The following is a 24,901-nucleotide window of genomic DNA, read 5'->3' on the forward strand; positions in this document are numbered from 1 at the left end:
CGTTGCTCCTCGCTCACATAGCGGGGCTATGCTCGCTCGTCGCGCCTTGCGCACGGCTCAGGCTTGGGCCTCCGGGGAATACGCTATTACGCGGACGGACTCCTAGCATTCGCCGGGGAATTGACAGGAGGCGCCGAGGCGACTACACTTCCCCTCATGGACAAAAAACTCCATCTCATCACCGCCGTCGTGCAGCGAAAGCTCGGAGAGGGGGTCCTCGACGCCGCGCTCGCGGCCGGGGCCTCGGGAGCGACCTTCTTCGACGCGCAGGGGACCGGCGTGCGCCAGCGCCTGGGCGCGATTGGGTCCCTGATCGAAGGGGAGAAGCAGGTCCTCTTCGTGGTGTCCGACCCGGAGCACTCCGACGCCGTCCTCGAAGCGCTGACGAAGGCCGGCCGGCTCCGCGACGCCGGCATGGGCTTCGCCTACGTTCAGGAGGTCGAGAAGGCGGTCGGGTTCGTCCCGGTCTCCCAGTAGCCCCATAGGCCTTCCGGTCCCGGGACCCGGGTCCCACCCAGCGCGGGCCCGGGTCTCTTTTACCGTATAAAGAGGGCTCGCGACGGCGGACATTCAACAATCTAGGCCCACAGGCCCAGAAACGGCCGGGTCCTATGGCGCCTGCGAGAGGGCCCTTCGGAACCGATAATGGGGGTGACGGTCGTCATTCCCTGTTGGAGGTGGTTCCGTGAAACGACTCATCCTCATCGTCCTCGCTCTCGTCGCGGTGTTCGGCTACGCGGCGACGAAGGTCCAGGCCCAGGTCAGCCCCGACGTCATCTACGGAGACGACGACCGGCTCGACCTCTGGCAGGTCAAGAACTTCCGGCTCAAGCAGCTCGCCGACTCGACGGTCGCCCTCTTCAAGGCGGGCGACATCCAGATGAGCGGCGGCAAGGCGAAGCTCACCGTCGCGTCCTATGCGGAGGAGCTGCAGCTCTGCAAGGAGGAGCCCTTCTTCGACCAGGTCACCGGCGCCTTCTGCTCGGGCTCGCTGGTCGGCCCCGACCTCATGATGACCGCCGGCCACTGCGTCCGGACCGAGGACGCCTGCAAGGGCGTTCGCTTCGTCTTCGGCTTCGGGATCAAGGAACAGGGCGTCCTTCCCAGGGAAGTGCCGGCGAGCGATGTCTACTCCTGCGCGAAGATCGTCGGTCGCATGGAGGAGGGCGAGGGCGCGGACTACGCCATCGTGAAGCTCGACCGCAAGGTGACGGGGCATAAGCCGCTCCAGCTCAACCGGGCCGGCGTCGTCGCGAAGGACACGCCGCTCTTCGTCATCGGCCATCCGGCCGGACTGCCCACCAAGGTCGCGGGCGGCGCGAAGGTGCGCGACGCCTCGCCGGAAGGCTTCTTCGTGGCCAACCTCGACACCTACGGCGGGAACTCGGGCAGCGCGGTCTTCAACGCGACGACCGGTCTCGTCGAGGGCATCCTGGTGCGCGGCGAGAACGACTACGTCTGGAAGGGCGGCTGCCGGGTCTCCAACAAGTGCCCGGCCGAGGGCTGCCGAGGAGAGGACGTGACCAAGGTCGGCCAGGTCACCTCGCTCGTCCCGCAGGCCGCCGGCCGCACGGTCAAGTTCAAGGGCGTGACGCCCGCGCTGAGCGAGCTGGTCAGCTCGGCGAAGGCGAAGACGGAGGACCTGGGTCTCTGAGTGTGAAGGAGCCCCCCCGCCTCGTGTGAGGCGGGGGGGGCTTTCATTTTCCTCAATGTCTCCCCCTTCGGGGGGAGGCAGGAGGGGGGGGAGAACAGGGGAGGAAGGGCTCTCCCCTCCCCTGCCCCTCCCCTGAAGGGGAGGGCGGTGAGGAACTATCGCCCCTCATAGGGTCAAGGAAGCTATAATCCCCCTATGGGCCTCCTCCGCAGTCTCCCCTACCTTCGCCACCTCGTCGTCCCGCGGCGGAAGGGGCCGCTCTATCTCATCCTCTACGTCACCGACCGCTGCAACCTGCGCTGCGCGCACTGCTATTTCAGCGCGGAGCTCAATAAGGGGCGGGAGATGCCGCTCGAGGACATCGAGCGGCTCGCGCGGGGCAGCCGCGGACTCATGACGCTGGCGATCGGCGGCGGCGAGCCGTTCCTGCGCAAGGACCTCCCCGAGATCATCGGCCTCTTCCGGCGCCACGCCGGCGTGCAGGCCGCGGGCTTCCCGACCAACGGCATGCTCACCGACGCGATCGCCGCGCAGACCGAGCGCATCCTCCGGGAGAACCCGGGGCTTCGGCTGAACGTGAGCGTCTCCCTCGACGGGCGGCGCGAGGTCCACGAGCGCGTGCGCGGGGTGCCGGGCTGCTGGGACAAGGCCCAGCGCTCGCTCGAGGTCCTCGAGGGCCTGCGCGGCCGCTACGGGAACCTCAACATCGGCGTGACCTGCACGCTCACGCGCGCCAACCGCTCCGAGGTCGGCGAGCTCCTGCGCGAGACCGTACGCCGGCGCCGGCTCGACCACTTCCAGGTGAACCTCTACCGGGACACGCGCTACGGAGACGCGCTCGACGCTTCCCTTCTCGAGGACTACGTCGGGCTCGAGCGCGAGGTCGAGGCCGAGCACGCCGCCGGGCGTCTGCGCGGCTACAACTTCCCGGGCGGGCTGCTCTACACGGCGGTCAACCGCGCCGTGCACGGACTCGTCGCCGACACCCTGCGCACGAAGACCTGCCGCACGGCCTGCCGGGCCGCGGAGCTCAACGCGGTCGTCTACCCCGACGGCCGGGTGTACGCCTGCGAGGTCCGCTCGGACCTGCACATGGGGAGCCTGCGCGAGCACGGCTTCGACCTGGGCCGCCTCTGGGCGAGCCCCGCGGCCGCGAAGGCCCGCGCCGCCGCCCGCGCCGGCTGCTTCTGCACCTTCGAGTGCCAGATGATCACCAACGCGCTCTTCAACCCGGACGGCTTCGCGCGGGTCTGCACCGAGTACGCCCGGCTCCAGGCCGGCCGGCTGTCCCCCGGGAGCCGCGCGGCGTGAGCGGCCCGGCCGTCAGCATCGTCGTCCCGTTCCGGGCGCCGGACGAGCGCCTGCACGAGTGCCTCGCGGGCATGGCCCGGCTGCGCGGCGACTTCGAGCTCCTCCTGCTCCCCGACGGACCGCTCGACGAGGCGCTCCTCCCGCCGGAGCTCCGCGCGCGCGCGCGGATCCTTCCGACCGGGCCGCGCAATCCCGCGGCGAAGCGCAACGCCGCGCTGGCCGCCGGCCGCGGACGCTTCTTCGCCTTCATCGACTCCGACGCGTCGCCCGAGACGGACTGGCTCGAGCGCGCCGTGGAGCTCCTCGAGGCCGACCCCGGCCTGGGCGCCTGCGGCGGCCCCGACCTCCTGCCGCCCTCGGCCGGCGTCCTGGAGCGGGGCGCCTGGGACGTCATCCACACGGTCTGGGGGACGCGGGGGCTCTATCGCTCCGGCCGCGGCCCCGGCGGCGTCGAGGACAGCCGCGAGCTGCCGACCTGCAACCTCGTGGTGCGCCGGGAGCCGGTCGAGCGGGGCCTCCGCTTCGACGAGACGCGCCGCGTCGGCGAGGACGTGGACTTCTGCCGCGGGCTCCGGCGCCTGGGCCTGCGCATCGCCTGGTCCCCCGACGTGCGTGTGCTCCATCACTGCCGCCCGCTCTTCCGCTCCTTCCTCGGCCGGGTCTTCCAGCTCGCCGCCGACCGCGCGGGGTACTTCGCCGCGGCGCCGCGCCTGAACTCGCCGCGCTACCTGGCGCCGCCGCTCTTCGCGCTCTGCGTCCTCCTCGGGGGCGCTGCCGCGGCGCTGCGCCCCGGCCTTCGGCCGGTCTACGCCGCCGCGCTCGCGCTCTATGCGCTCGCGGTGGTCGCGACGGGACGCGGCGGTCCCGGGCGCCGGCTCCTGTTCCTCGCCGGGACCTTCCTCGCCCACCTCGTCTACGGGCTCGGCTTCCTCGCCGGCCTCCTCCGTCGTCTCGGGAAATCCGACCCCGCTCGATCTTAAGGCCTCCCCGGGTCGGATTTCCCGAGGGGGGTTAAAAAAGCTCCCCGCGCCGTTCGGCGCGGGGAGCTTTTCTTCGAGTCGAGAATCCCGTCAGGGATTCTCGATCACTTGTTGAGGGCCTCGATGCGCTTGGACGCCTTCTTGGCGAGAGAGTCCTTCGCGTAATCGGCGACGAGCTTCTCGTAGACGCCCTTCGCGGCGCCCGGGTTGGTCAGCTGACGCTCGTAGAGCTGGGCGGCGTCCCAGAGGCACTGTGCGGCCGACTTGTCCTGGGGGAAGTCCGCGGCCACGCGCTCGAGCAGCTTCGCCTGCAGCGTGTAGTCCTTCAGCGAGCCGCCGGCGAGGTCGGCCGCGTCCTTGAGCGCCGCGACCGCGCGGTCGCCGGGGAACATGTCGGCGAGCTTGGTCAGCGCCTCGACGGCTTTGCCGAAGTCCTTGTTGCGGTCGCGCTGGATGCGCGACTGCTCGCGGAAGGCGGCGAAGGCCGCGTCGGTGTTCGGATAGAGCGAGACGATCTTCTCGAGGCGGTCGACGGCGAGCGCCGGCTGCTTGAGGTTCTCGTCGAGGATGCGGGCCATCTTGACGTAGGCGTCGCCGGCCTCCGGGAAGGAGCCGAACTTGTCGGTCACGGCCTGGTAGGACTCGACGGCCTTGTCGTAGTTGCGCAGCGCGCCCGCGTAGATGTCGGCGATGGCGGTCTCGGCCTTCGCGCCGAGCGGGCCGTCCTTGCTGTAGACGGCGAGCACCTTCTCGTTGAGCAGGATGGCGGTCTCCTGCTTGCCGTTCTGCGCGTAGACCTGCGCGAGGAGGTAGATCATCTCGCCGACGCTCGGATGGTCCGGGTAGCGGCGGAAGAACTCGTTGAACTCGGCCACCGTCGGCTCGTAGATCGCGGTCTCCTTGAGGGAGGCCAGGGCGCGCAGCAGGGCGATGAGTCGGCCCGGGCGGTCGAGCCCGGCGCCGGGGCCCTTGGAGACCTCGGTGACGGCCGGCTTCTGCTTGCGGATCTTCTTGTCGACGATCTCCATGAGCTTCTTCTTCGCGTTGAAAGAGAGCTTCGTGTCGGGATACTCGTAGAGGAGCTTCAGGAGGTCCACGGAGGCGGCGAGCAGGTCGCCCTGCTTCTCGTGCACCTCGAACTTGAGGTACTGCGCCATGTCGGCGCCGTCGAGCTCGCGGTAGAGCGTGAGGTAGGCGTCGACCTGCTCGGGGAGGCAGGTGAGGGTCTCTCCGGCGGCCGTCTTGAAGGCGTTCTGCAGGAAGGTCAGCTCGGCCTTCGCGCGTTCGCCGACGGCCATCGTCGTCTCGGCCTTTGCGGGCGCCTCGGCCTTGGGCTCGGGGGCGCGGGGCTTGGGCTCGACCTTGGGGGCCTCGACGCGCGGGGCCTGGATGTGCGCGGGCTCGGCCTTCGGAGCGGGCTTGGGCGTCGGGGCTTTGGGCTCGACCGGCGCGGGCGTCTCGACCTTGGGCTCGGCGACGACCGGCTCGGCGGCGGCGGGCGTCTCTGGCGCGGGCTCCGCGACGGCGGGCGCCTCGACCTTGGGTTCGGCGGCGGGCTCGGCCGCGGGGGCCGGGGTTTCCTGGGCGCCGGCGGCCGCCGCGAGGGCGAGCGCCGCGACGAGGAGCGGGAAAGACCAGAGTCTGTTCATCATCGTTCTCCTGGGTGCGGGCATCCGGACGAGCGACCGCGCCATTATAGGAAATTGTTTATAATGAGGGAGCAAGCCGTCCACTGAAATGTTCCTGCTCCGACCCTTCCGCTACCTCGCGCAGGCCCTCGCGGCCCAGGACAGCCCGCGGCAGCTCGCCGCCGGCTTCGCCCTCGGCGCGTTCGCCGGACTCGTGCCCAAGTCGAGCATCGTCTCGACGCTCGCGCTCGTCCTCATCGCCGCGACCCAGGTGAACCCGGCCGCGGGCTACGGGGCGGCGGCCCTCTTCTCGCTGCTCTCCCCGCTCGCCGACCCGCTCACCCACCGCATCGGGGCGCTGCTGCTCGTCGACGCCGCCCCGCTCTCCCCGCTCTGGACCCGGCTCTACAACGTGCCCGTGGTCCCCTGGACCGGCTTCAACAACACGGTGACCCTCGGCTCGATCCTGCTCGGGCTCGCGCTGCTCGGACCGCTCTACCTCCTCATGACGCGCGTCTTCGCGCGCTACCGCGACGCCTTCGGCGCGAAGATCCGCCGGCTGCGCGTCATCGGGCTCCTTCTCGGCGCCGAGACGGCGGGGAAGGTCCTGTGATCCGGTGGTCCTACGTCGGCTCGCGCGCGGCTCTGCTGGCCCTGGTGTGGGCCTTCTTCGCGTTCGCCGTCGACCCGCTGGCCCGGCGTGCCTTCGAGAAGAGCGCCTCGCGCGCGCTGGGGGCGAAGGTCACGCTGCGAAAGCTCAACACGCGGGTGCTGCCGCCCACGCTCCGCATCGCCGGCCTCGCGGCCGCCGACCCCTCGGACCCGATGCGCGACCTGCTGCGCGTCGAAAAGGCCCGCTTCTCTTTCGAGGCGGCCCCGCTGCTCGAGCGCAAGCTCGTCATCCGCGCCGCGGAGGTCGAGGGCGTCACCTGGGGCGCGCCGCGCAAGCGCTCCGGCGCCGTGCGCCGCGAGCCGCCCTCGCAGGCCTCCGTCGCGCTCGCGAAGTGGGCGGGCGGGGCGAAGGACCTCGGGCTCGGCGGGGCGGCGAGCGCGAAGGCCGACCTCGCGCGCTCCTACACGGTGAAGCCCGAGGACCTCTCCTCGGTGAAGCTGGCCCGCGCGCTCGAAGAGGGCTGGCCCGCCCGCTTCGACGCCTGGAAGAAGAAGACGGACGCTTTCGACGCGGAGGGGCGCATCCGGGAGCTCTCCGACCTCGCGGGGAAGGCCGGCGCCGGCGAACCGGCCTCCCGGCTCGCCGCGCTCGGCCGCTTCAAGGAGCGCTCCGAGGCGCTCCGCAAGGACGCCGCGGCGCTGCGCTCGGGCGTCGAAGGCGAGCTCGCCGCGGCCCGCGCCGACTTGAAGGCCGTCGAAGCGGCCAAGGCGGCCGACCTCGCCGAGCTCGAGAAGCGCCTGCATCTGCCGCGCTTCGACTCGGAGCGCCTCTCCGCCTACCTCGTGGGCGAGCAGGGCGCCAAGCGCCTCTCCACCGCTCTGCGGGTGCTCGCGGCCGCGCGCAAGCGCATGCCCTCGAAGGGAGAGCCGTCGGCCAAGGAGGCGGCGCGCGGGGTCACCGTCGAGTTCCCGCGCGCGGAGCGCAGCCTGCCCGGGTTCTGGCTGCGCCAGGCGAAGCTCACCGGCAGCGCCGAGCTCGGGACCCCGCTCGCGTTCGGCGGGGAGGCCGTCGACTTCTCCTCGAACCCGCCGCTGCTCGCCGAACCCGCGCGCCTGCGTCTGGGCGGCGGCGCCGACGGCCGCAAGCTGCTGATCTCGGCCGAACTCGACCACCGTCGCCCGACGCCGCGCGACGTCCTCGAGTTCCGTCTTGACGGACAGAGCGTGGGGGAGTTCACCGCCGGCGACCCGGCCTCCTTCTCCGTGGGCGTGGGCGCGGGCACGGCCGACGTCTCCGGGGCCGTGACGCTCGCGGGCGACGCGCTCTCCGGCCGCGTCGACTTCGTCGAGAAGGGCGTGCGCCTCGTGCCGCGCGCCGCCGGGCTCGACCCCGCGCTCGCCCGCGCGCTCGCCTCCGCTCTCGAGGGCGTGGACGTCCTCAAGGTCGGGGTCGTCCTGGGCGGGACGCTCCAGCAGCCCGAGCTGCGCGTGGAGTCGAACCTTGGAGGGGCGCTCTCCGGGGCGCTGGGCAAGGCGCTCGGGAAAGAGGCCGCGGCCCGCGCCGGGGAGCTGCGGGCCCAGGTGGACCGCCTCGCCGGCGAGCGCGTGAAGGGGCTGCAGGGACAGCTCGACGCCCGCGCGAAGGGCCTGCTCGGGAGCCTCGGCGTGGAGGAGCGGCTCGGAGAGCTCCAGAAGCGCGCGCTCGGCGGGGGGAAGCCGCTCCCCGACCTGCGGCGGCTGTTCCGGTGAAGGAGCGCACCCTCGCCCTCGTCGCCCTCGCCGCCGTCTGCCTCTTCTGGGGCACGACCTACCTCGCCATCCGCCTCGCCGTCAACGACCTGCCGCCCGCCCTCTTCTGCGCGGTGCGCTTCGCGATCGCCGGCGCCGCGATGCTGGCCCTCTCGCTCGCCCGCGGCGAGCGGCTCCCGCGGGACCGCGACTGGTTCGACCTCGCGGTGGTGGCGGTCCTGCTCCTCGCCGTCGGCAACGGGACGCTGGCCTGGGCCCTTCGCTGGGTTCCGACCGGCGTCGCCTCTCTCATCATCGTCACGACGCCTCTCTGGATGGCCTCCTTCGCCTGGCTGGGCGGCGAGAACGTGCGCGCCCGCACGCTGGCCGGCCTCCTCCTCGGTTTCGTCGGCCTCTCCTTCGTGCTCTGGCCGAAGATCGAGACGGCCCAGCCCGGCTCGCATTTCATCGAGGGCGCGGGAGCCATCCTGGCCTCCTCGGCGGTCTGGGCGCTGGGTTCCGTCTACTCCAAGAAGCGCGCGCCCCGCACGGCGCCGCTCATGAGCGCCGCGGTGCAGATGCTCATGGGGAGCGGCCTCTTCGCCGTCGTCGGCCTGTCGCTCGGCGAGCCGGCGCGCTGGCACGCGACCTCGACGAGCTGGTTCGCCGTGGCCTACCTCGTGCTCTTCGGCTCCATCGTGGGCTACGGCTCCTACATCTACGCGCTCGCCAAGCTCCCGACCGCGCAGGTCGCCGTGTACGCGTACGTGAACCCCCTCGTCGCCATCCTCCTCGGCATCTCCTTCCTCGGAGAGCCCTTCGAGCCCTCGATGCGCCTCGGCGTGCCGCTGGTCCTGCTCGGGGTCTTCCTCGTCAACACGCACGGGGCCGCGCCCACGGCGGCCGACACGGCCCTGCCTCTGCGCGTGCGCCTGCTGCGGCGGCTCTGGGGCCGCTCCGCCTGATGGCGCTGCATCTTCCGGTCACGCGCGCGTGCGACAGCCGCTGCGCCTTCTGCTCCGCGCACGGGCGCGGGCCGGGCGACTACCGCCTCTCGCTGCTCCTGCGCCTCATCGACGAGGACCCCGGCGACCACGTGCAGGTCTCCGGAGGCGAACCCTTCCTGCGCCGGAGCGCCGACCTGCTCCGCATCCTCGCGCGCTGCCGCGAGCGGGGGAAGGTCGCCGAGCTGCAGACCAACGGCCTGCATCTGCTCGAGCCGAGCACGACGCGGCTGAAGGCGCTCGCGGGCCTGACGAGCTTCTTCAACGTGAACTTCTCCGCCCACACGCCGGCGCTCGACCTGCGCGTCACCGGGGTCCGCGGCGGCTTCCGCCGCCGGCTCGAGGGCGTGCGGCGCCTCCTCGCCCTCGGCGCGAAGGTCCGGCTCACGCACGTGCTCTGCGGCCCGAACTTTCGCCACGCACCGGCTTTCGTCGAGTTCGTGCGCCGGGAGCTCCCCGGGGTCTCCTGGATCCAGTTCAGCTTCGTGAAGGGGATCGGGCGCGCCAAGGGGAAGAGCCGCCTCATCCCCCGCTACGGCGAGGCCGCGCCGTATCTGCGGCGCGCGCTCGCGGCCTGCCGGCGCGGCGGACTGCGCTTCGAGGTCGACCACATCCCGGTCTGCTACGTGCGGGAGTACCGGGAGCACCATGTCGACTACCGGAAGATGCGCGAGGGGCTCTCCGGCGTCCATCTCTCCGAGAAGCAGAAGACCGCCGACTGCGCCGGCTGCCGGCTGCGCGCGCGCTGCCCGGGCCCGCGCGTCGACTACATCGAGGTCCATCGGTCCCTATGAGCCCCTCCCGCTACGACGTCGGCGCGGTCCGCCGCGACTATCCGGTGCTGCGCCGCCGCGTCGGGGGCAAGCGCCTCGTCTACCTCGACAGCGCCTGCACCGCGCTCAAGCCGCGGCAGACGGCCGAGGCTCTGCGCGACTTCTACCTCTCCTCCGGCGGCTGCGGCGGGCGGCGCTCGACGCACCGGCTCGCGCGCGAGGCCGAGGCGGCCCTGAGGGCCGCGCGGGAGGAGGCCGCCGTGTTCATCGGCGCGGCCTCGCCCGAGGAGATCGTCCTGACCTCCGGCACGACGGGGGCGGCGAACCTGCTCGCGCGCGCCTTCCCCTATACGGCGAAGCGGCGCGAGGTGGTCGTCACCGAGCTCGAGCACAACAGCGTGCTGCTGCCCTTCCATGCGCTGGCCGAGCGGGGGGAGATCCGCCTGCGGGTCTGCCCCGCGCCGGGGGGGAGGCTCGACCTCGAGGCGCTCGAGCGCCTCGTCACGGAGCGCACGGCGCTGGTCGCGTTCACGCGCGCCTCGAACGTCGCCGGGGGCGTGACGCCGGCCGCGGAGGTCGTGCGCATCGCCCGCCGCCGGGGCGCCCAAACCTTCGTCGACGACGCGCAGTATCTCCTTACGCACGAGGAAGACGTCCGCGCCCTCGGCGCCGACTACGCGGCGTTCTCGGCGCACAAGCTCGGCGGGCCCTTCGGCTTCGGCGTGCTCTACGGCCGGCGCGAGCGCCTGCGCCGGCTCGGCGTCGCCGCGGTCGGCGGGGGGACCGTCCACTCCGTGGCGGGGGGACCTCGAGGCCTCCGGGTGCGCTGGCTCGACGCGCCGGCGCGGCTGGAGCCGGGCGTGCCGGACTTCGGCGGCGCCGCCGCTTTCGCCGCGGCCCTGCGGGTGCGCCGCGCGCTGCCCGCGGCGGCCCTGCGCGCGCACGTCGCGGGCCTCGTGCGCCGTCTCGTCGCCGGGCTCGAGCGCTTTCGGGAGCTGCGGCCCCTGGGCGCGAGCGCCGAGCTCGAGAAGGGTGCGCTGGTCTCCCTGCTTCCCGCGGGCGCCGGCTTCTCTCCGGCCGATTTCGCGCTCTTCCTCGACCACGAGCTCCCCGGCCGCATCGTCTCCGTGCGCGCGGGAGAGCATTGCGCGCACCTGTTGCATCGCCGACTGGGTGTGGACGCGACTGTACGAGTGTCCTTCGGTCCATACAGTACGACGGGAGAGGTTGACGATTTTCTGGACGCTCTGGATGTCTTCGTTAACTCTTAGATAGGACGGACAGTTTCCTCAACTCCCCTTCCTGCGGGAAGGGGAGTTAAGGAGTGGGTTTTCGACACAAAAAGAACCCCGCGGGAACATCCCGCGGGGTTCTTTTTGGAGGTCGTCTCAATAGCTGCCGTGTGATCCGTGCGACCCGTGTGACCCATGGCTTCCATGCGACCCATGGCTGCCGTGGGAGCCGTGGCTGCCGTGGGAGCCGTGGCTGCCGTGGGAGCCGTGGCTCGAGTGGCTCACGTGCGAGTTGCTGGTCATGTAGTTGGTGTGGTAGTACTGCGCCGCCGCGTCGCTGCCGCTGAGCACGGCGCCGCCGAGGATGCCGAGGGCGACGCCGGTCTTCACGACGTCGCTGTCGAGCATCTTCCCCTCTTCGCTGGAGAGGAAGAGGTCGATGCTCTTCTTGATCTTGTCCTTGAGATTCTTTTTCTTAGCCACGGGTCCTCCAAGATTAACGGAAGCGGCAGCACCACATCCAGCCGTCGACGTTGGGGACGGAGATGTAGACGCTGTTCCCGGCGATGGTCGAAAGGGGGCCGATGACGGAGAAACCCGTGGGCCAGTTGTTGAGCGCCGTCTCGTTCCAGGCGCAGCCCCAGGTCCCCGCGCCGTAATAGCGGGTCACGCAGACGTTCCACATGTAGCCGTTGAACCAGAGCTGGTTGTTGACGACGCCGTTGGTGAGGTTGAGCTGGGTGACGTTGTTGGTCCCGATGGTCGCGTTCGTCGCCCACAGGTTCGTCGCGGTCAGGTTCGTGACGTTGATGCTCCCCACGCCGAGGTTGCCGCCGACCGTGGCGTTGCCGTTGACCACGAGGGTGTTGGCCATGGACGTGCCGGTCACGTATTGGCTGCCGTTGACCTGGCTCTTGTAGCCGGCGGCCACGCCGCCGGCGCCGATGGCGGTCGTGCCGCCGTCGCGCGAGAGGGTCGTGGTCATCGTGGTGAGCATGTCCCGGTAGACGCCGTAGGGGGCCGGGTAGTAGGTCGTCAGGGTGAGCTGCTCGGAGCCGAGTTCTCCGGGATGCACGCAAAGCAGCGCGAGGGCCAGGGCCCAGAGCGCATGGGCCCGGGAGAAGCGGAATTGAACGACGAAGGAATCCCTCGACATGGGCAACAGAGGGCGAAACGCCCCCTCCCCCTAAGGTTAACACTCGCGCGGGCGAGTGTCAATACTTAAAAGGAAGGCTTCTCCGTCGGGAGCTGTGTTATAATGCGGCGTTCCGGAAACCATGGCCAGATTCGTCGTTTATCACAATCATAGCGGGGACGTCGGGCATGCGGTGCACCTTCTGCGCCTGGCCCGCGCGCTGCGCCGCCGCGCCCCGGGTCTGCGCCTGCGCCTCGTCCAGGCCGGGCGTCCCCAGCCCGAGTTCGAGCGCCGCTGGCCCGGAGAGGTCGTCCGGCTGCCCCGGCCCTTCACCTCCGTCGCCGATTTCGGTCCCCGGGTCCCCGCCGCGCCCTCCGCCGCGCTCCTGCGCGCGCGCGCGCGGCGGCTCCTCGCGTTCGTCGCGGACGCCGACGCCCTCGTGACGGGCTTCTTCCCTTTCGGGCGCCTGGAGTGCGCTCCGGAGATCGTCCCCGCGCTCGCGCGCGTGCGCGCCGCGGGGGGAAGGACCTTCGCGAGCGTGCCGCTGCCCTATTTCGTCCACCCGCGCGAGCGCGTCGGGGAGCTGCTCGCTCACTGCGCGCTCTACGACCGGCTCCTCATCCACTGCCCCGCCGGCGCGGACCTCGCGTACATGGCGCGCGCCGTCGCGCGCGAAGGGCGGGTGACCCCCGCCGAGTTCCTCGGGACCTTCCGGACGCTCGGCGCGCGCCTGGCCTTCACCGGCTACGTGCTCGCGTCCCCGCGGCGCGGCGAGGGCGCCGCGGCGGGGGCGCGGACCGTGCTCGTCCATCGCGGGGGTGGGGCCGTGCTCGACGGGCTCGTCGAGTGCGCGCTGCGCCTGCGGCCGCTCCTCGACGCGCGCCTGGACCTGCTCGTCCTCGCCGGGCCGGCCACGGCGCCGGCGCGGCTGCGGCGCTGGCGCGCGCTCGCGCGCGCGAACGGCGCGCGGCTCGAGCGCTGGCGCGACGAGCTCCACGAGGACATCCGGCGCTGCGCCGTCGTCGTCGGCCCGGCCGGCGGCGCGGTCTACGAGGCGCTGCGTTGGGGCAAGCGCGCGGTGCTCGTCCCCTTCCTCGGCTCTCCGGGCCGGGAGCGCTCCGACCAGCTGGCGCGCGCGCGGCTGCTGCGAGACCTGTGCGGGGCGACGGTGCTTTCTCCGGAGGGCCTGACGTCCGAGCGCCTGGCCGCGGCCGTCCGCGCCCAGCTCGCGCGCCGGGAGCCGGGGCCGAAGAAGAGGGCGGGCTGGTACGACGGGGCGGAGACCTCGGCGCGACTCATGCTGGACGGGAATCCCCGACGAGGGATCCCCGGGCCGCCGGCTTAAGCCTTCCTGCAAAATCCGGCGAGCGCAGGCACCGGATTTTTCAGGCGCGACATCCAGGGGTCGGGCGCGGCGGGTCCTCCGCCGGCGGCCCGGGCGAGCGAACGGCTCCCTCCCACGCAATCCTTCAACAGCAGGCAGCGCGCGCACGCCGCGGGGACCGCGCGCAGTGAGCGCAGCGCGCGCAGGCGCGGGGCGCGCAGCGCCGCGGCCAGCGACGAGCCCAGGCGCTCCTCGGAGTGGTAGGAGGGCTTGAAGAAGCCGCGGCAGTCGTAGACGAGGCGGTCGTGGCCTTCGGTCAGGGTGTTGGCCTCGAAGAGGAAGAGGTCGAGCGGATCCCCGCTCATGCAGAAGGGGACGGCGTTGCCGACGTGGGTCTGCAGGCCGTCGCGGCGCAGGCGGCGCAGGAGCGCGAGCACGGAGAGCATCCGGCGCCGGTCCACGGCGTACTCCGGATGGCGGTTCGCGGGGCCCGGCATCGGCCGGTTGACCACCCAGTGGCGCACCCCGAGTCGTCGCAGCAGGCGCGCGTAGGCCGCGCCCTCGGAGGCGAGCGTGCGCGTCGCCACGGTGTCCATGCGGGTCGAGGGGACCCGGGAGGCGGCGAGGGCGGAGAGCATCGCGCACTTGCGTGCGAAGAAGTCCCCGCCGGTCAGGCGGCGCTCGGAGGCCGCGTCGTGCCCCTGGAGGGAGAAGAGGACGCTGTCGACGAGCCCCTCGAGCCGGGCGACGAGGCGCTCGTCGAGCAGGGTCCCGTTGGTGTTGAGCAGGACCGCGAGGCCGGCCTCCTTCGCGCAGGCCATGAGCTCGAAGAGGTCGGGCCGCAGCAGGGGCTCCCCGCCGGTGAAGCGCACGACGCCGACCCCCAGCGTCCGCGCATCCTCGAGGACGCGGCGCAGCGCGCGGGCCGGAGGTTCGGAGCGGCCGCCGTCGCGCAGCAGGCAGAGCCCGCAGCGCAGGTTGCAGGCCCCGGTGACTTCGAGCGCGACCTCGCGCAGAGGCGCGCGGATGGGTTCGAGCGCGCCGGCGAAAGCGGCGGGGACGGCGCCGGAGCCGTCGGGATCGGGGAAGCCGGGGCAGGCGGGAGCCCGGCGGCAGAGGCGGCAGATCCCCAGGCGCGCGGCGCGCAGGCCGTGGACGGGGCCCCAGCGAAGGCGGGTCTCGGCGCCGGAGAGGACGCAGGGCGGCAGGCCGGCGAACTGCACGGACCAGCCCTCTCCGAAAGCTTCGAGGAAGCCGACGAGCAGGGCGCGGCCCGCCGCGACGAGCTCGGGACGGCGCGCGGCGCGGAGCAGCCAGCCGTCCTCGCGCACGAACACGATGCGGCGGGAGGGCTCGGCGTCGACGGCGAAGCCGAGGGCGCGCAGGAGCCGGCGAGCGGCGGGCAGCGGCGGGGCGGGTCGGCGCGGGGCCTTCGAAGCGGGGATCATCGCAGGTCCCATTATAGCAACCCTCTCCGACGGAAGCGGCGTTCATTGACAGCTTCCGAAGGGGTTGATAGACTCTCGTAAACATGACTAAGCCGCCCATCTCCGTGTCCGTGGACCTCCGGGTCTACGACCTCGAGACCGTCCGCATCTCCGCGCACCTGCTCACCGACGAGTTCCATGTGCTCCTCGTGCCCGCCGGACGCTCGGCGGCGAAGGTCCTGCTCACCCCGAAGCGTCCGGGAAGCGCCGCCGGCCGCGGGGAGCGCCGCCTGCGGGCGGTGCTCGACCAGGAGCTCCTGCGCACGCGGGTCGCGGAGAACAACCAGAAGCTGCGCGAGCACGTCATCGGGCTCGCCATGGGGCGGACCCCGCCCGCCGAGACTCCGCGCGACCCCGCGCTCTCCGCCGACCAGCAGGCCGAGCTCGACCGGCTCATCGCCGAGGTCGAAGAGGAACTGCATAAGGAAGCGAAGAGCGCTCCGGGGAAGGACCCGCTCGGCATCCTGAAGACCTGGGAAGAACAGCATGGCCGGAAAAGGACGGCCTGAGAGTGCCTAAACCCCTCCTCCCGCATCCCCAGAAGGTCCCGGCCTCCCAGTGGGTGGAGCTCGACGGCCGCTACCTGCTCACCAACGACTGGGGACACCACCTCTTCCTGAAGCCGGCGCAGTTCCGCCGCTGGCTGGCCGGCAAGATCACGCCGGCCGACCCCGCCTACCCGCGCCTCCAGGCGGGCGGGTTCATCCGCGACAACATGGATTTCGAGACGCTCTCGCAGGATTGGAAGCGCCGCCACGGCTTCCTCTGGCAGGGGCCGAGCCTCCACATCCTCGTGCTCACCGAGCGCTGCAACCACAAGTGCCTCTACTGCCAGTCGGCGGCCGTCGGGGCCAAGGCCCGCGGCGCCGACATGGACCTGCGCACCGCGAAGGCCTCGGTGGACATGGCCTTCCGCAGCCCGAGCCCGACGCTGACCCTCGAGTTCCAGGGCGGCGAGCCCCTCATGAACTGGCCGGTCCTCCGCGCCACCGTCGAGTACGCGCGCAAGCGCAACCTCAAGGAGAAGAAGGACCTGCGCATCGGCCTCGTCTCGAACTTCAGCCTCATGGACGACGAGAAGGTCCGCTTCTTCGAGGACAACGCGGTCTCGCTGTGCACCTCCCTCGACGGGCCGGCCGAGGTCCACAACAAGAACCGCTTCTACTCCGGCGGGAACTCCCACGCGCAGACCGTCCGCTGGATCAAGGAGATCTCGCGCCGCGCCGAGCGGCACAGCGCGCAGGACCAGCGGGCCTTCCGCGTCAACGCCCTGCTCACCGTCACGCGCCTCTCTCTCTCGCACCCGAAGGAGATCGTCGACGAGTACGCGCGGCTCAAGCTCGAGAGCGTGTTCCTGCGCCCGCTCTCGCCGCTGGGCTACGCGCGCCGCGCCTGGGACCGGGTCGGCTACACCTCCGCGGAGTTCGCCGCTTTCTACGCGGGCGCGCTCGACCGCATCCTCGAGGTCAACCGCAGGGGCACCCCGCTCGTCGAGAAGACGGCCGCGATCCTCCTGCACAAGATCATCGGCGGGACCGACCCGGGCTACCTCGACCTGCGCTCTCCCTGCGGCGCCTCGGTCGGCCAGCTCGCCTACAACTACGACGGCGACGTCTACACCTGCGACGAAGGGCGGATGATCTCCTACGACGGGGACACGTTCTTCCGCGTGGGCAACGTCTTCCGCGACGGCTACGACGACCTCGTCGGCAGCGGCGCGACGAAGGCCTGCTGCGCCTCTTCGAACCTCGAGCAGCAGCCCGCCTGCTTCCGCTGCGCCTTCCGGCCCTGGTGCGGGGTCTGCCCGGCCTACAACTATCAGGCGCAGGGAGGGCTCTGGGGCAGCATGCCGTCCAACGACCGCTGCGGGATGATGAAGGGCCTCTTCGCCTCCGTCTTCCGCCGCCTCGAGCGGCCGGCCGACGCGAAGGTCTTCCGCTCCTGGCTGAAGACCGCGGAGGAAGCCGATGCGTGAGAGCGTCCTCCGGCTGAGCACCGTCTTCTACTCGAAGGAATCCGCCGAGCTCGCGGCCCGGACCCTCGCCGGGCGCGGCGACTTCCGTCTGCGCCCGGCGAAGGGCGTCATCGAGGTCCGCGTGCGCGCGCGGGCCGACGCGGACGGCGCGGCCCTCGCCGCGGAGTTCGCCGACGAGGCGCTCAACCAGGAGTGCCGCCGCGACCTTTTGACCCGGAACCGCGAGGTGCAGCGCGCCGTCCTCACCGTCATGCTCGCCACCGCGCGCTCGAACAGGAAGGGAGGGGAACGATGAAGAAATGGATCATTCCGGCCGCGGTCGTCGTGCTCGGCGGCCTGCTGGCCTACCGCGCCATCGAGCGGCGCCGCGCCGCGGCGCCCGAGACGGCTCCCGTTCAGCCCGCCGTCCCGCTCACGCCGGCGGCCCAGACCCCGCCCCCCGGCGCGCCGGAGACCCCGACGACGGCCCCGGCGTCGCCGAACGCCCAGTCCCTGCCGACCGTCGAGCCGCAGACCATGGTCCAGCCGCCGACCCCGAGCGTCGCCAGCGGCCCCGACCCGGCCAAGCAGGCGGGTCCCAAGGTCGGCAAGATCGTCGAGGACGCGAACGTCCCCAAGGGCCCCTGCGCCGACGGCTCGCTCGAGAGCATCCTCCGCGACCAGGGCCGCACCTGGGGCCGCTCGGTGAACCGCAAGCTCGTGCGCGCGCTGCCCTCCGACCTCTCGGACGGGGTCGCCGACCGCATCACCGGCCTGCAGATCTGCCGGGCGCTCGCGGCGCGCAATCCGAGCACCTGTCTCCAGCTCTCCGGCGAGCGCACCCTCATCGACGGGGCCCTGACCCCGCTCGATGAGACTCCCCAGGGGCAGTGCATGCGCCACTACCTCTCGCTGATGTTCGCCGGAGGCGAAGGCGCCGGCGAGAAGACCGTCTGCGTGAACTTCTATGCCGGCTTCGGCGACGCGCTGCCGATCCCGGCCGAGGAGGTCTGCGAGCCCTCCCGCAACCCGCTGAACCTGTGCGCCTACATCGCCCAGCGCGCGCGCGCCAAAGGCGCTCCCTTCGGCGCCAAGGAGGCGCGCGAGTGCAGCGACCGCATCCCCTCGGAGACGGCGCACTGCGGCGGCAGCAAGGACTGCGAGTGGTCCGTGCGCGTCCTGAAGGCCTTCTCCGCGAAATCCGCCGCCGGCCTCTCGGCGGACGACCGGCCCTTCTGGGAGGCCTTCCGCACCCGCGGCGCGGACGCCTGCGCTCCCCTGCAGAAGTCCCTCGAGAGCTACTACTGCCGCGCCCGCGAGGACTACAACAAGAAGATGAACGGCTACATCGGCATGACCGACGACGATGTGAAGGCCGCCGAGGAGCACCGGAAGCAAGAGTTCCTCAAGCTCGAGCAGTACCACAAGCAGCGCCGCAGCTCGAAGCCCAAGCACTTCGAGTGAAGCGCGCGGCGGCGGCGCCCCCGGCGCCCCGACGGGTGGTCCTCGAGACCACCTATCGCTGCGGTCTGCGCTGTTCCTTCTGCTATCTCGCGCATGCCGGCCGGCTGGGAGCCGGCCGCGCCGAGACCGGGGCCCGCCGCTGGCTGCGCTTCGCGCGCACCCTCCCTCGGGGGACCGAGTTCTTCGTCACGGGGGGCGAACCCTTCGTCCGCGGAGACTGTCTCGCCCTGCTCGCGGGCCTCAAAAGGGCCGGGCACCGCTGCGGAGTCAACACCAACGGGACCCGGTTGACGGGGGGCCTTCCCGAGCGTCTCGCCGCGGCCCGTCCCGACTACGTCCTTTTCTCCCTGCACGGCCTCGAGCCGGTCCACGACCGGCTCAGCGGCCGCCGCGGCGCCTTCCGCCTGCTCCTGCGCGCCGCGCTGCGCTTCGCGCGCGCCAGGCGGCCCGGCACCGAGCTCCTCCTCAGCTGCACGGTGACCCCGGAGAACGCCGGGAGCCTGAGCGAGGTCGCGGCGCTCGGCCGCCGGCTCGGCGTCGACCGCGTGCTCTTCGAGCACCTCCAGTTCATGCGGCCCCGACGGGGCGGCCCCGAGGTGCTCACCGCGCGCTATCCGCGGCCGCTGGCCGGGGCCGCGCGACTGGCGCGTTCGCTGCGCGCGCTCGCGCGCAGCGAGGGCGGACCGCGGCTCGAAGTCCGTCCGGCGCTCGGACCCTCGGCGCTCGCGCGCTGGTACGGCGGGGAGTTCCCGGCGAAGGGCGGCTGCCGCGCGCCGTCCGACACGCTGGTCGTCGAGCCCGACGGGACGGCGCGCGTCTGTCAGAACCAGACGGAGCGCGCGGGCAACGTGCTCGAGGAGGGCTGGAAGCCGGTCTGGCGCGGGAGCGCCCTCGAGGCCTTCCGCCGCCGCGCCGGACGCCGTCTGCCGCCGGGCTGCGCGCGCTGCTGCCAGCGCTTCCCGCTGACGCCGCTCGCGGGGGGGAGCCGGCCGTGCGCATAGTCATCGGCGCGAAGGCTCCCGACGAGGCGGAGTGGCTGCTCACCCACGGCGCCTCCGAGGTCTACTGCGGCCTCCCCGGCCTGCCCAACCATCGCGACCCCGACCAGTGCCTGAAGTCGGACGCGGAGTTCGTCCGCATCGCCCGCTTCGCCCGCCGAACGGGCAAGCGCGCGCTGCTCGCCCTCAACGAGGCCTGCTTCGAGAAGGACTATCCGGAGGTCGCCCGGCGGACCCGGGCGCTCGTGAAGGCGGGCGCGGGCGGGGTCGTCGTCAAGGAGCTTCCGCTGCTGCGCCATCTCGTCGAGAGCGGCGTGCGCGCCCCCTACATCCTCAGCAGCCTCGCGCTGACCTTCAACTCCCGCGCGCTCGAGTTCTACAAGGGCCTGGGCGTGACGCGCGTCATCCTTCCCTTCCACCTTCTGCCGCAGGAGGCCGGGCGCATCATCCGCAATCCCTGGGGCATCGAGACGGAGGTCTTCTTCCACGCCGACTTCTGCTGCCCCAACATGGACCCCGTCTGCCGGCTCGACGGCTGGGCGAAGAGCTTCCAGGTCTGCCGCTTCCCTTATATGAGCGGCGGGAAGCCCCATCGCATGCCGGAGGCGAACGTTCCGCAGAAGCTGGACGTCGTCTACGACTTCTACAAGGCCGGGGTCGGCTACCTCAAGCTCATCCGCACCAACAGCTTCACCGACCAGCAGGAGGTGCTCAAGGAGGCCCTGTGCCTGCGGACCCTCCTGCGCCGGGGCGTCGACCGCGCCGAGTTCAAGCGGCTCGGCGAGAAGCTCTACTTCCGGGTGTCGCGGCACTGCCGGGGGCGCTGATGGAGAAGGCCCTCCACCTGACGCCGCCGCAGCTCGGGCCCCGCGCGCTCAAGGCCGCGAAGGGCTTCGACGCCCTCTACCTCGGCGACGAATTCTGCCTCAACCTCCTGCCGGAGCCCGACGAGTTCGCCCGCGCCCGGCGGGCCTTCGGGGGCCGCACGGTCCTGACGACTCCCCTGCTGACCGACGCCGCGCTCGACTCGGTGCTGAGGATCGTCGACGCGAACGCCTCCGCGCGCGAGCCCCTCGAGCTCGTCGTCAACGACCTGGGGCTGCTCTGCGAGCTGCGCCGGCGCCGCCGGGCGGGCCGGGTGCGGGCGGCCCTGGGGCGGGTCTTCGGGCACCGGGTGAAGGTCATGGCGCGCACCTTCGCGGAGCGCTTCCTGAAGGAGCAGGGGCTCGCGCGCATCGAGCTCGACGACCCGGCGCTCCTGGCGCGCTTCGCGTCCTTCGGGCTGCCGCTCTCCTTCCACGCGGGCTTCCGCTATGTCTCCGTGACCCGCTTCTGTCCATGGGAGCGGCACTGGCCGGCGCCCTGCGCGTACGCCTGCGTCGGGCGCTCGCGCGTCCTCGAGCATGCGAAGCTCCCGCAGCCCCTCGTGCTCCGGGGCTCCGCCTACGGCGTGAGCACCGCCGCCGCGCCGAAGCACCCGCTCGTCGACCGGGTCGTGACGGAGCCGCGCGTGCGGGCGCTCGGATGAGGATCGTCGCGGGGGTCAAGAACTACGCGGAGGCCGAGGCCTTGCTGCGCCTCGGGGCCGACGAGGTCTACGGCGGCCTCGCCGTCGTCCCCAACCACCGGCGCACGAACATGTCCTTCCAGAGCATGGACGAGCTCAAGGCCGCCGTGCGCCTGGCGCGCTCCAAGGGGAAGCGCTTCTCGTTCCTCGTGAACCAGCCCTCCTACGACGACCGCTACCGGAAGACCCTCGCGGTTCTCCGGGAGCTGGACGGGGAGGGCCTGGGCGCCTGCATCGTGCGCGAGCTGCCGATGATGGAGAGCGCCCGCGCTCTGCGATTGAAGGCCCGGATGACGGTCAGCTCGCTGGCGCTCTGCTTCAACCTCCCCGCGATGAAGCGCTTCAAGGAGCTCGGCGCGAGCCGCGTCGTCCTGCCCTTCCACATGGTCCCGCGGGAATCTCAGCGCCTCATCGACAACCCGTACGGCCTCGAGACCGAGGTCTTCTTCCACGCCGATTTCTGCTGCGCGAACATCGACCCCGCCTGCCGGCTCTGGCGGCTGACCCGGCGGGACCAGACCTGCCGCTACTCCTATCGGAAGGACGGGGCCCGCTGGAAGATGCCGGAGGCCGACGTCCGCGAGAAGATGCGCGCGGTGCACGGCTTCTTCGGCAGCGGCGCCGGCTACCTGAAGCTCGTGCGCATGAAGGACTTCATGGAGGAGCTGGAGGTCTTCAAGTTCGCGCGCATCCTCTCCCGGCTCTACGACAGGGGCGTCGGCGAGGAGGAGTTCGCGCGCCTGGGCGAGAAGCTCTACTTCTCGGTCTCCCGGCACGCGAGGGCGGCATGGAAAAAGCGGTAGCGTTGGACTTCTACGGGTCGGAGGCGCTCCGACTCGCGGCGCGGCCCGGGTACGGCACGCTCGTGCTGGGCTCGGAGTTCTGCGAACGCCTGCTCCCCGACGCGCGAGAGTTCGCGGCCTTCCGCGACCTCTTCCCCGGACGCCTGGCGCTCGCCACGCCGCTGCTCACCGACGACGGGCTCGACCGCGTGCGGGAGCTCCTCCGCCTGGGAACCGCGGGGGGGCGCCGCCTCGAGGTGGTCGCCAACGACCTGGGGCTGCTGGAGGTCCTGCGCGCGGGCTTCCGGAGGGGTGTCGAGGTCTCGTGCGGGCGGGTCCTCGCGAACAGGGTCCGCATCATGCCTCGGGAGTACGCGCGCGGCTTCCTCGCGCGCTACAAGGTCGCGCGCATAGAGGCCGACGACGCCGGCGCGCTGGCGCGGCTGAAAGCGCTCGGCCCGGAGATCTCCTGGCACCATCCCTTCCGCTACGCGACGCTGACCCGCTTCTGCCCGTGGGAGAAGCGCTGGGCCTTCGCCTGCGCGCGTTCCTGTCGGGGGAAGGCGACGCCGCTGTCGAGCCCGCGCGTGCCGGAGACGCTCTGGCTCCGGGGTCCGGCCTATTTCGTGAAGGGGCAGGGACCGCGCCGCGACGCGGCGCGCTGCGTCTTCACCCCGAGTCCGAAAACTTCGGCGCCTGTTCGTACCCGACGATAGAGGACGAGTCCTTGGCGCCGAAGTTTTCGGGAGGGCTTGCCTAAGCCCCCTGACGATTCGGCGTCGTATGCCGAATCGTCAGAGAAGGTCGCGCATCCGGACGAAGCGCACCCCGCCGGTGTCCGCGAGCCGCCGCAGGAAGCCGCAGTAGCGGACGAAGGCCTCCCAATCCCCGCGGCCCAGGGCCGCATGATGGAAGTAGATCCCCGTGACCGGCGCCGAGCGCAGGGAGCGGGCGGTCGCCGCCGTCAGCGCGTCGAGGTCGAGGGGGAGCACCCGGTAGCGGTCGTCGTAGCGGTTGACCCCGACCTGCGCGGGCAGCCAGCGCAGGCTCCGCGGGAGCACGGGCAGGCGCGGGGCGCCGGCCGAGAAGCCGCGCAGGCCCAGCTCGGCGGCGGCGCGCAGGGTGTCCGCGCCGAAGCGGTGGTAGGGCGGGACGAAGGCCGGCGTGAAGAGGGGGCCGAAGGCGCGGCGCATCGCGGCGCGGCCGCGCTCCATGTCCGCGCGCTGCAGCGCGTACGGGCGCGAGGGCGGGAACTCCCCGCGCGGCTCGCCGCGGCGCGAGCGCACGGAGTGCGTCCAGCCGTGCTGGACGAGGTCGTAGAGCGCGCGGGGCGCGCGGCGCGCGCGCAGCCAGCGCGGGAGCTGCGGGCGCAGCCGGCCCGGGACGACCGCGTAGCTCACCGGCAGGCGCAGGCCGACGCAGAGCTCGAAGACGCGGCGGAAGCGCGGGTCGGGCGCGGCGAGGTCGTCGTCGCGCAGGAACGCCAGGCGGACTTTCATCGGCGGCGCCCCCGGACGGCGCGCACGCTCCCGTCGGAGAGGTCCACGCGCAGCCAGTCTCCCGTGCGCACCCGGGAGAGGTTGCGCGTCTCGACGAGCAGCGGCACCCCGAACTCGGAGCAGAGCGCGGCGGCGTGCGAGCCGAGCGCTCCGCGGCTGACGAGCACCGCGCGCACGCGCCCGAGCAGGTGCAGGAAGCTCGGCTCGAGGTCGTGGGCGGCGTAGATGAAGGAGGGCCAGCGCGCGCGCAGGATGTCCGCGTGGGTCACGGCGAAGCCTTCGACGACGCGGCGCTCGGGGAGCAGGGGGATGCCGCGGGTCTCCGTCCCCCCGGCGGGTCCGCGCAGGAACGCGTCGACGATGGCCCGGCGCCGGCGCCCCAGCCGGACCTGGGAGCCGAGCAGGCGCTTGAGGCGCCGCGCGTAGGCGCCGCGCGGCGCGGCGGGGAGGCCGGAGAGGACGCGCCGGAAGCAGCGCTCCTCCTCCTCGAGGCGCTCGCGCAGGCCGAAGGCGGAGGCGCGGTCGAGTCGTCGGCGGAGGAAGGCCGCCTCCTCGCGCGAGAAGCCGGCGGCGACGAAGGCGAAGGGCAGCTCGAAGCGCCGGCCGCCGCTCTCGAAGGGGCGGCGCTCGACGGGGTTCGCGTCCTCGTCGTGACGGAAGATGAAGAGGAGCCCGTCCCGGGAGAGCTCCGCGATCCGGCGCTGCTTCTCGCGGTCCCCGCGGGGCGGGAAGACCGTCACGTCCGTGCCGCCGCTGCGCGCGAGGATCCAGTCCTGCGTCCGCGCGCGCCGCGCGCCGTCCGGGCGCAGGAGCACCACGAAGTGCTCGAGGGTCTCGTTGAGGGGGCGGCGCAGGCCGAGGCGGTTGTAGGCGAGCACCGGCGGGGTCTCGCTGAGCGCCCACTCGCCGTCCTTGAAGCCGAAGGACTCCATCATCTCGAGGACGCGGCGGTAGACGGCCTCCATGTCGAGCGGGCGCGAGCCTTCTCCGGAGGCGAGCGGACGCGCCTGCAGGAGCGTCGCGCGGCCGCCGTCGACGAGGAGCTCGACGGAGATGTTGAGGCGCGGGTAGAGTTCGCGCTGGACGAGGAGCGCGGCGGCGGCCGCCGCCTCGAGGGCGGCGCGGGGGGCGCCCGGGGTCTCCTCGACGGCCTTGCGGGCGGCCAGGTCGTAGACGACGCGCCAGCGGGCGCCGCGTCCCGCGGTGACGGGGGCGCTGCCGCCCGGCGCGAGCTCCACGACGAGGCGCTGCTTGTGGTAGAGGGTGCAGACGCCGCCGTACTCCGCCTCGATCCAGGGCTGGACGAGCAGGCCCATGCGCGCCGGGCCCCGCGCACCGCTCAGGGCCCGGTAGGCGAGGGCCCGCGGCGTCCGGGCGGAGGCGGCGCAGGCGGCGGCCGAGCCGGGGAGGCTCTCGAGCGTCGGGGCGAGGAGGGAGGCGTAGACGCCGGGCGCCGCGCTCCCCGGAAGGTCCTCGTCGAGCGCGGAGCTGCGCACGAGCACCGGGAAGCGGCGGCCGAAGAGGCGGCGGGCCTCGCGCAGGAAGGCCGCGCGCGCGCCGCGCCGCAGGACGAGGGCCCCGCCCGCGTTCTCGAAGAGCCGCTCGACCGCCGAGGCGGGGAGCGACCAGGTCGGCGGCACGGCGAAGCCCGCGTCCTTGAGGGCGCGCAGGCCGACGGCCTTCCCCCCGGCGTCGGGAGGGAGCGGACCGCGGAAAGCGTCGAAGAAGAAGCTCATCCCGGGTGAAGGAGGATTATATATATACTTGGA

General features: G+C 72.3%; 25 protein-coding genes. 19 read left to right on the forward strand and 6 right to left on the reverse strand.

The features are described from left to right. Positions 1-156: 156 nt before the first annotated feature. The 4 genes from WC969_13255 to WC969_13270 all read left to right on the forward strand — a co-directional run bounded on the left by WC969_13255 (position 157) and on the right by WC969_13270 (position 3,945). Complete coding sequence (locus WC969_13255) at positions 157-477, forward strand: P-II family nitrogen regulator (GenBank protein ID MFA6030819.1); 321 nt, start codon at positions 157-159, stop codon at positions 475-477. A gap of 208 nt (positions 478-685) precedes the next feature. Continuing rightward, on the forward strand, positions 686-1,654 hold the full coding sequence (locus WC969_13260; GenBank protein MFA6030820.1) for a serine protease: 969 nt from the start codon (positions 686-688) through the stop codon (positions 1,652-1,654). A 195-nt stretch (positions 1,655-1,849) separates the two neighbouring features. Further along, positions 1,850-2,965, forward strand: coding sequence for a radical SAM protein (locus tag WC969_13265; GenBank protein MFA6030821.1), 1,116 nt, complete (start codon positions 1,850-1,852; stop codon positions 2,963-2,965). Next, the gene (locus WC969_13270) at positions 2,962-3,945 is read left to right on the forward strand and encodes a glycosyltransferase (protein ID MFA6030822.1); all 984 of its coding nucleotides are present in this window, start codon (positions 2,962-2,964) and stop codon (positions 3,943-3,945) included. The genes WC969_13265 and WC969_13270 overlap by 4 nt, the downstream gene beginning before the upstream one ends. Positions 3,946-4,049: 104 nt before the next feature. Here WC969_13270 and WC969_13275 read toward each other — a convergent pair whose 3' ends face one another. Further along, positions 4,050-5,597 (reverse strand): tetratricopeptide repeat protein, encoded by a 1,548-nt coding sequence (locus tag WC969_13275; GenBank protein MFA6030823.1) that lies wholly within the window; start codon positions 5,595-5,597, stop codon positions 4,050-4,052. An 85-nt stretch (positions 5,598-5,682) separates the two neighbouring features. Here WC969_13275 and WC969_13280 point away from each other — a divergent pair, with 85 nt between their 5' ends. From WC969_13280 to WC969_13300, 5 genes are read left to right on the forward strand one after another with little or no spacing between them, the layout of a single operon-like run. Further along, positions 5,683-6,186, forward strand: a complete 504-nt coding sequence (locus tag WC969_13280; protein MFA6030824.1) for a TIGR03546 family protein — start codon at positions 5,683-5,685, stop codon at positions 6,184-6,186. Next, positions 6,183-7,934, forward strand: a complete 1,752-nt coding sequence (locus WC969_13285; protein MFA6030825.1) for a TIGR03545 family protein — start codon at positions 6,183-6,185, stop codon at positions 7,932-7,934. Before WC969_13280 ends, WC969_13285 begins: the two co-directional genes overlap by 4 nt. Further along, positions 7,931-8,878 (forward strand): EamA family transporter, encoded by a 948-nt coding sequence (locus WC969_13290; protein ID MFA6030826.1) that lies wholly within the window; start codon positions 7,931-7,933, stop codon positions 8,876-8,878. Before WC969_13285 ends, WC969_13290 begins: the two co-directional genes overlap by 4 nt. Then, the gene (locus WC969_13295) at positions 8,878-9,711 is read left to right on the forward strand and encodes a radical SAM protein (protein MFA6030827.1); all 834 of its coding nucleotides are present in this window, start codon (positions 8,878-8,880) and stop codon (positions 9,709-9,711) included. Before WC969_13290 ends, WC969_13295 begins: the two co-directional genes overlap by 1 nt. Further along, positions 9,708-10,961 carry an aminotransferase class V-fold PLP-dependent enzyme gene (locus WC969_13300; GenBank protein ID MFA6030828.1) on the forward strand — a complete coding sequence of 418 codons (1,254 nt, stop codon included), beginning with the start codon at positions 9,708-9,710 and terminating at the stop codon, positions 10,959-10,961. Before WC969_13295 ends, WC969_13300 begins: the two co-directional genes overlap by 4 nt. Before the next feature lie 117 nt (positions 10,962-11,078). Here WC969_13300 and hxsA4 read toward each other — a convergent pair whose 3' ends face one another. Beyond that, a complete protein-coding gene (gene hxsA4 / locus WC969_13305; GenBank protein ID MFA6030829.1) occupies positions 11,079-11,405 on the reverse strand; it encodes a His-Xaa-Ser repeat protein HxsA4 in 327 nt (108 codons plus the stop codon). 13 nt (positions 11,406-11,418) lie between these two features. Beyond that, the gene (locus WC969_13310) at positions 11,419-12,078 is read right to left on the reverse strand and encodes a hypothetical protein (protein MFA6030830.1); all 660 of its coding nucleotides are present in this window, start codon (positions 12,076-12,078) and stop codon (positions 11,419-11,421) included. A 121-nt stretch (positions 12,079-12,199) separates the two neighbouring features. On the opposite strand from WC969_13310, the gene WC969_13315 reads away from it, so the two are divergent. Then, the gene (locus WC969_13315) at positions 12,200-13,402 is read left to right on the forward strand and encodes a glycosyltransferase (protein ID MFA6030831.1); all 1,203 of its coding nucleotides are present in this window, start codon (positions 12,200-12,202) and stop codon (positions 13,400-13,402) included. On the opposite strand, the gene WC969_13320 is transcribed toward WC969_13315, so the two are convergent. Continuing rightward, positions 13,399-14,829 (reverse strand): radical SAM protein, encoded by a 1,431-nt coding sequence (locus WC969_13320; GenBank protein ID MFA6030832.1) that lies wholly within the window; start codon positions 14,827-14,829, stop codon positions 13,399-13,401. The two genes, WC969_13315 and WC969_13320, sit on opposite strands and share 4 nt — an antisense overlap. 83 nt (positions 14,830-14,912) lie before the next feature. On the opposite strand from WC969_13320, the gene WC969_13325 reads away from it, so the two are divergent. From WC969_13325 to WC969_13365, 9 genes are read left to right on the forward strand one after another with little or no spacing between them, the layout of a single operon-like run. After that, positions 14,913-15,377: a hypothetical protein gene (locus WC969_13325; GenBank protein MFA6030833.1), complete on the forward strand. Its 465-nt coding sequence runs from the start codon at positions 14,913-14,915 to the stop codon at positions 15,375-15,377. Positions 15,378-15,379: 2 nt separating this feature from the next. After that, complete coding sequence (hxsB, locus tag WC969_13330) at positions 15,380-16,843, forward strand: His-Xaa-Ser system radical SAM maturase HxsB (GenBank protein MFA6030834.1); 1,464 nt, start codon at positions 15,380-15,382, stop codon at positions 16,841-16,843. Beyond that, a complete protein-coding gene (locus WC969_13335) occupies positions 16,836-17,138 on the forward strand; it encodes a hypothetical protein (GenBank protein MFA6030835.1) in 303 nt (100 codons plus the stop codon). Before hxsB ends, WC969_13335 begins: the two co-directional genes overlap by 8 nt. Beyond that, on the forward strand, positions 17,135-18,286 hold the full coding sequence (locus tag WC969_13340; protein MFA6030836.1) for a hypothetical protein: 1,152 nt from the start codon (positions 17,135-17,137) through the stop codon (positions 18,284-18,286). Before WC969_13335 ends, WC969_13340 begins: the two co-directional genes overlap by 4 nt. Next, on the forward strand, positions 18,283-19,287 hold the full coding sequence (locus WC969_13345) for a radical SAM protein (protein MFA6030837.1): 1,005 nt from the start codon (positions 18,283-18,285) through the stop codon (positions 19,285-19,287). Before WC969_13340 ends, WC969_13345 begins: the two co-directional genes overlap by 4 nt. Continuing rightward, complete coding sequence (locus WC969_13350) at positions 19,278-20,111, forward strand: U32 family peptidase (GenBank protein MFA6030838.1); 834 nt, start codon at positions 19,278-19,280, stop codon at positions 20,109-20,111. Before WC969_13345 ends, WC969_13350 begins: the two co-directional genes overlap by 10 nt. Beyond that, the gene (locus tag WC969_13355) at positions 20,111-20,812 is read left to right on the forward strand and encodes a hypothetical protein (protein ID MFA6030839.1); all 702 of its coding nucleotides are present in this window, start codon (positions 20,111-20,113) and stop codon (positions 20,810-20,812) included. The genes WC969_13350 and WC969_13355 overlap by 1 nt, the downstream gene beginning before the upstream one ends. Beyond that, entirely contained in the window at positions 20,809-21,654 is an 846-nt protein-coding gene (locus WC969_13360) for a U32 family peptidase (protein ID MFA6030840.1), read from the forward strand. Before WC969_13355 ends, WC969_13360 begins: the two co-directional genes overlap by 4 nt. Next, positions 21,639-22,349, forward strand: coding sequence for a hypothetical protein (locus tag WC969_13365; protein MFA6030841.1), 711 nt, complete (start codon positions 21,639-21,641; stop codon positions 22,347-22,349). Before WC969_13360 ends, WC969_13365 begins: the two co-directional genes overlap by 16 nt. Before the next feature lie 78 nt (positions 22,350-22,427). Here WC969_13365 and WC969_13370 read toward each other — a convergent pair whose 3' ends face one another. Then, positions 22,428-23,132 (reverse strand): DUF2334 domain-containing protein, encoded by a 705-nt coding sequence (locus tag WC969_13370; protein ID MFA6030842.1) that lies wholly within the window; start codon positions 23,130-23,132, stop codon positions 22,428-22,430. Continuing rightward, complete coding sequence (locus tag WC969_13375; GenBank protein MFA6030843.1) at positions 23,129-24,868, reverse strand: PEP/pyruvate-binding domain-containing protein; 1,740 nt, start codon at positions 24,866-24,868, stop codon at positions 23,129-23,131. The genes WC969_13370 and WC969_13375 overlap by 4 nt, the downstream gene beginning before the upstream one ends. Positions 24,869-24,901 lie beyond the last annotated feature (33 nt).

This window comes from Elusimicrobiota bacterium, assembly GCA_041660925.1.
GTDB lineage: Bacteria > Elusimicrobiota > Elusimicrobia > UBA1565 > UBA1565 > JBAZUV01.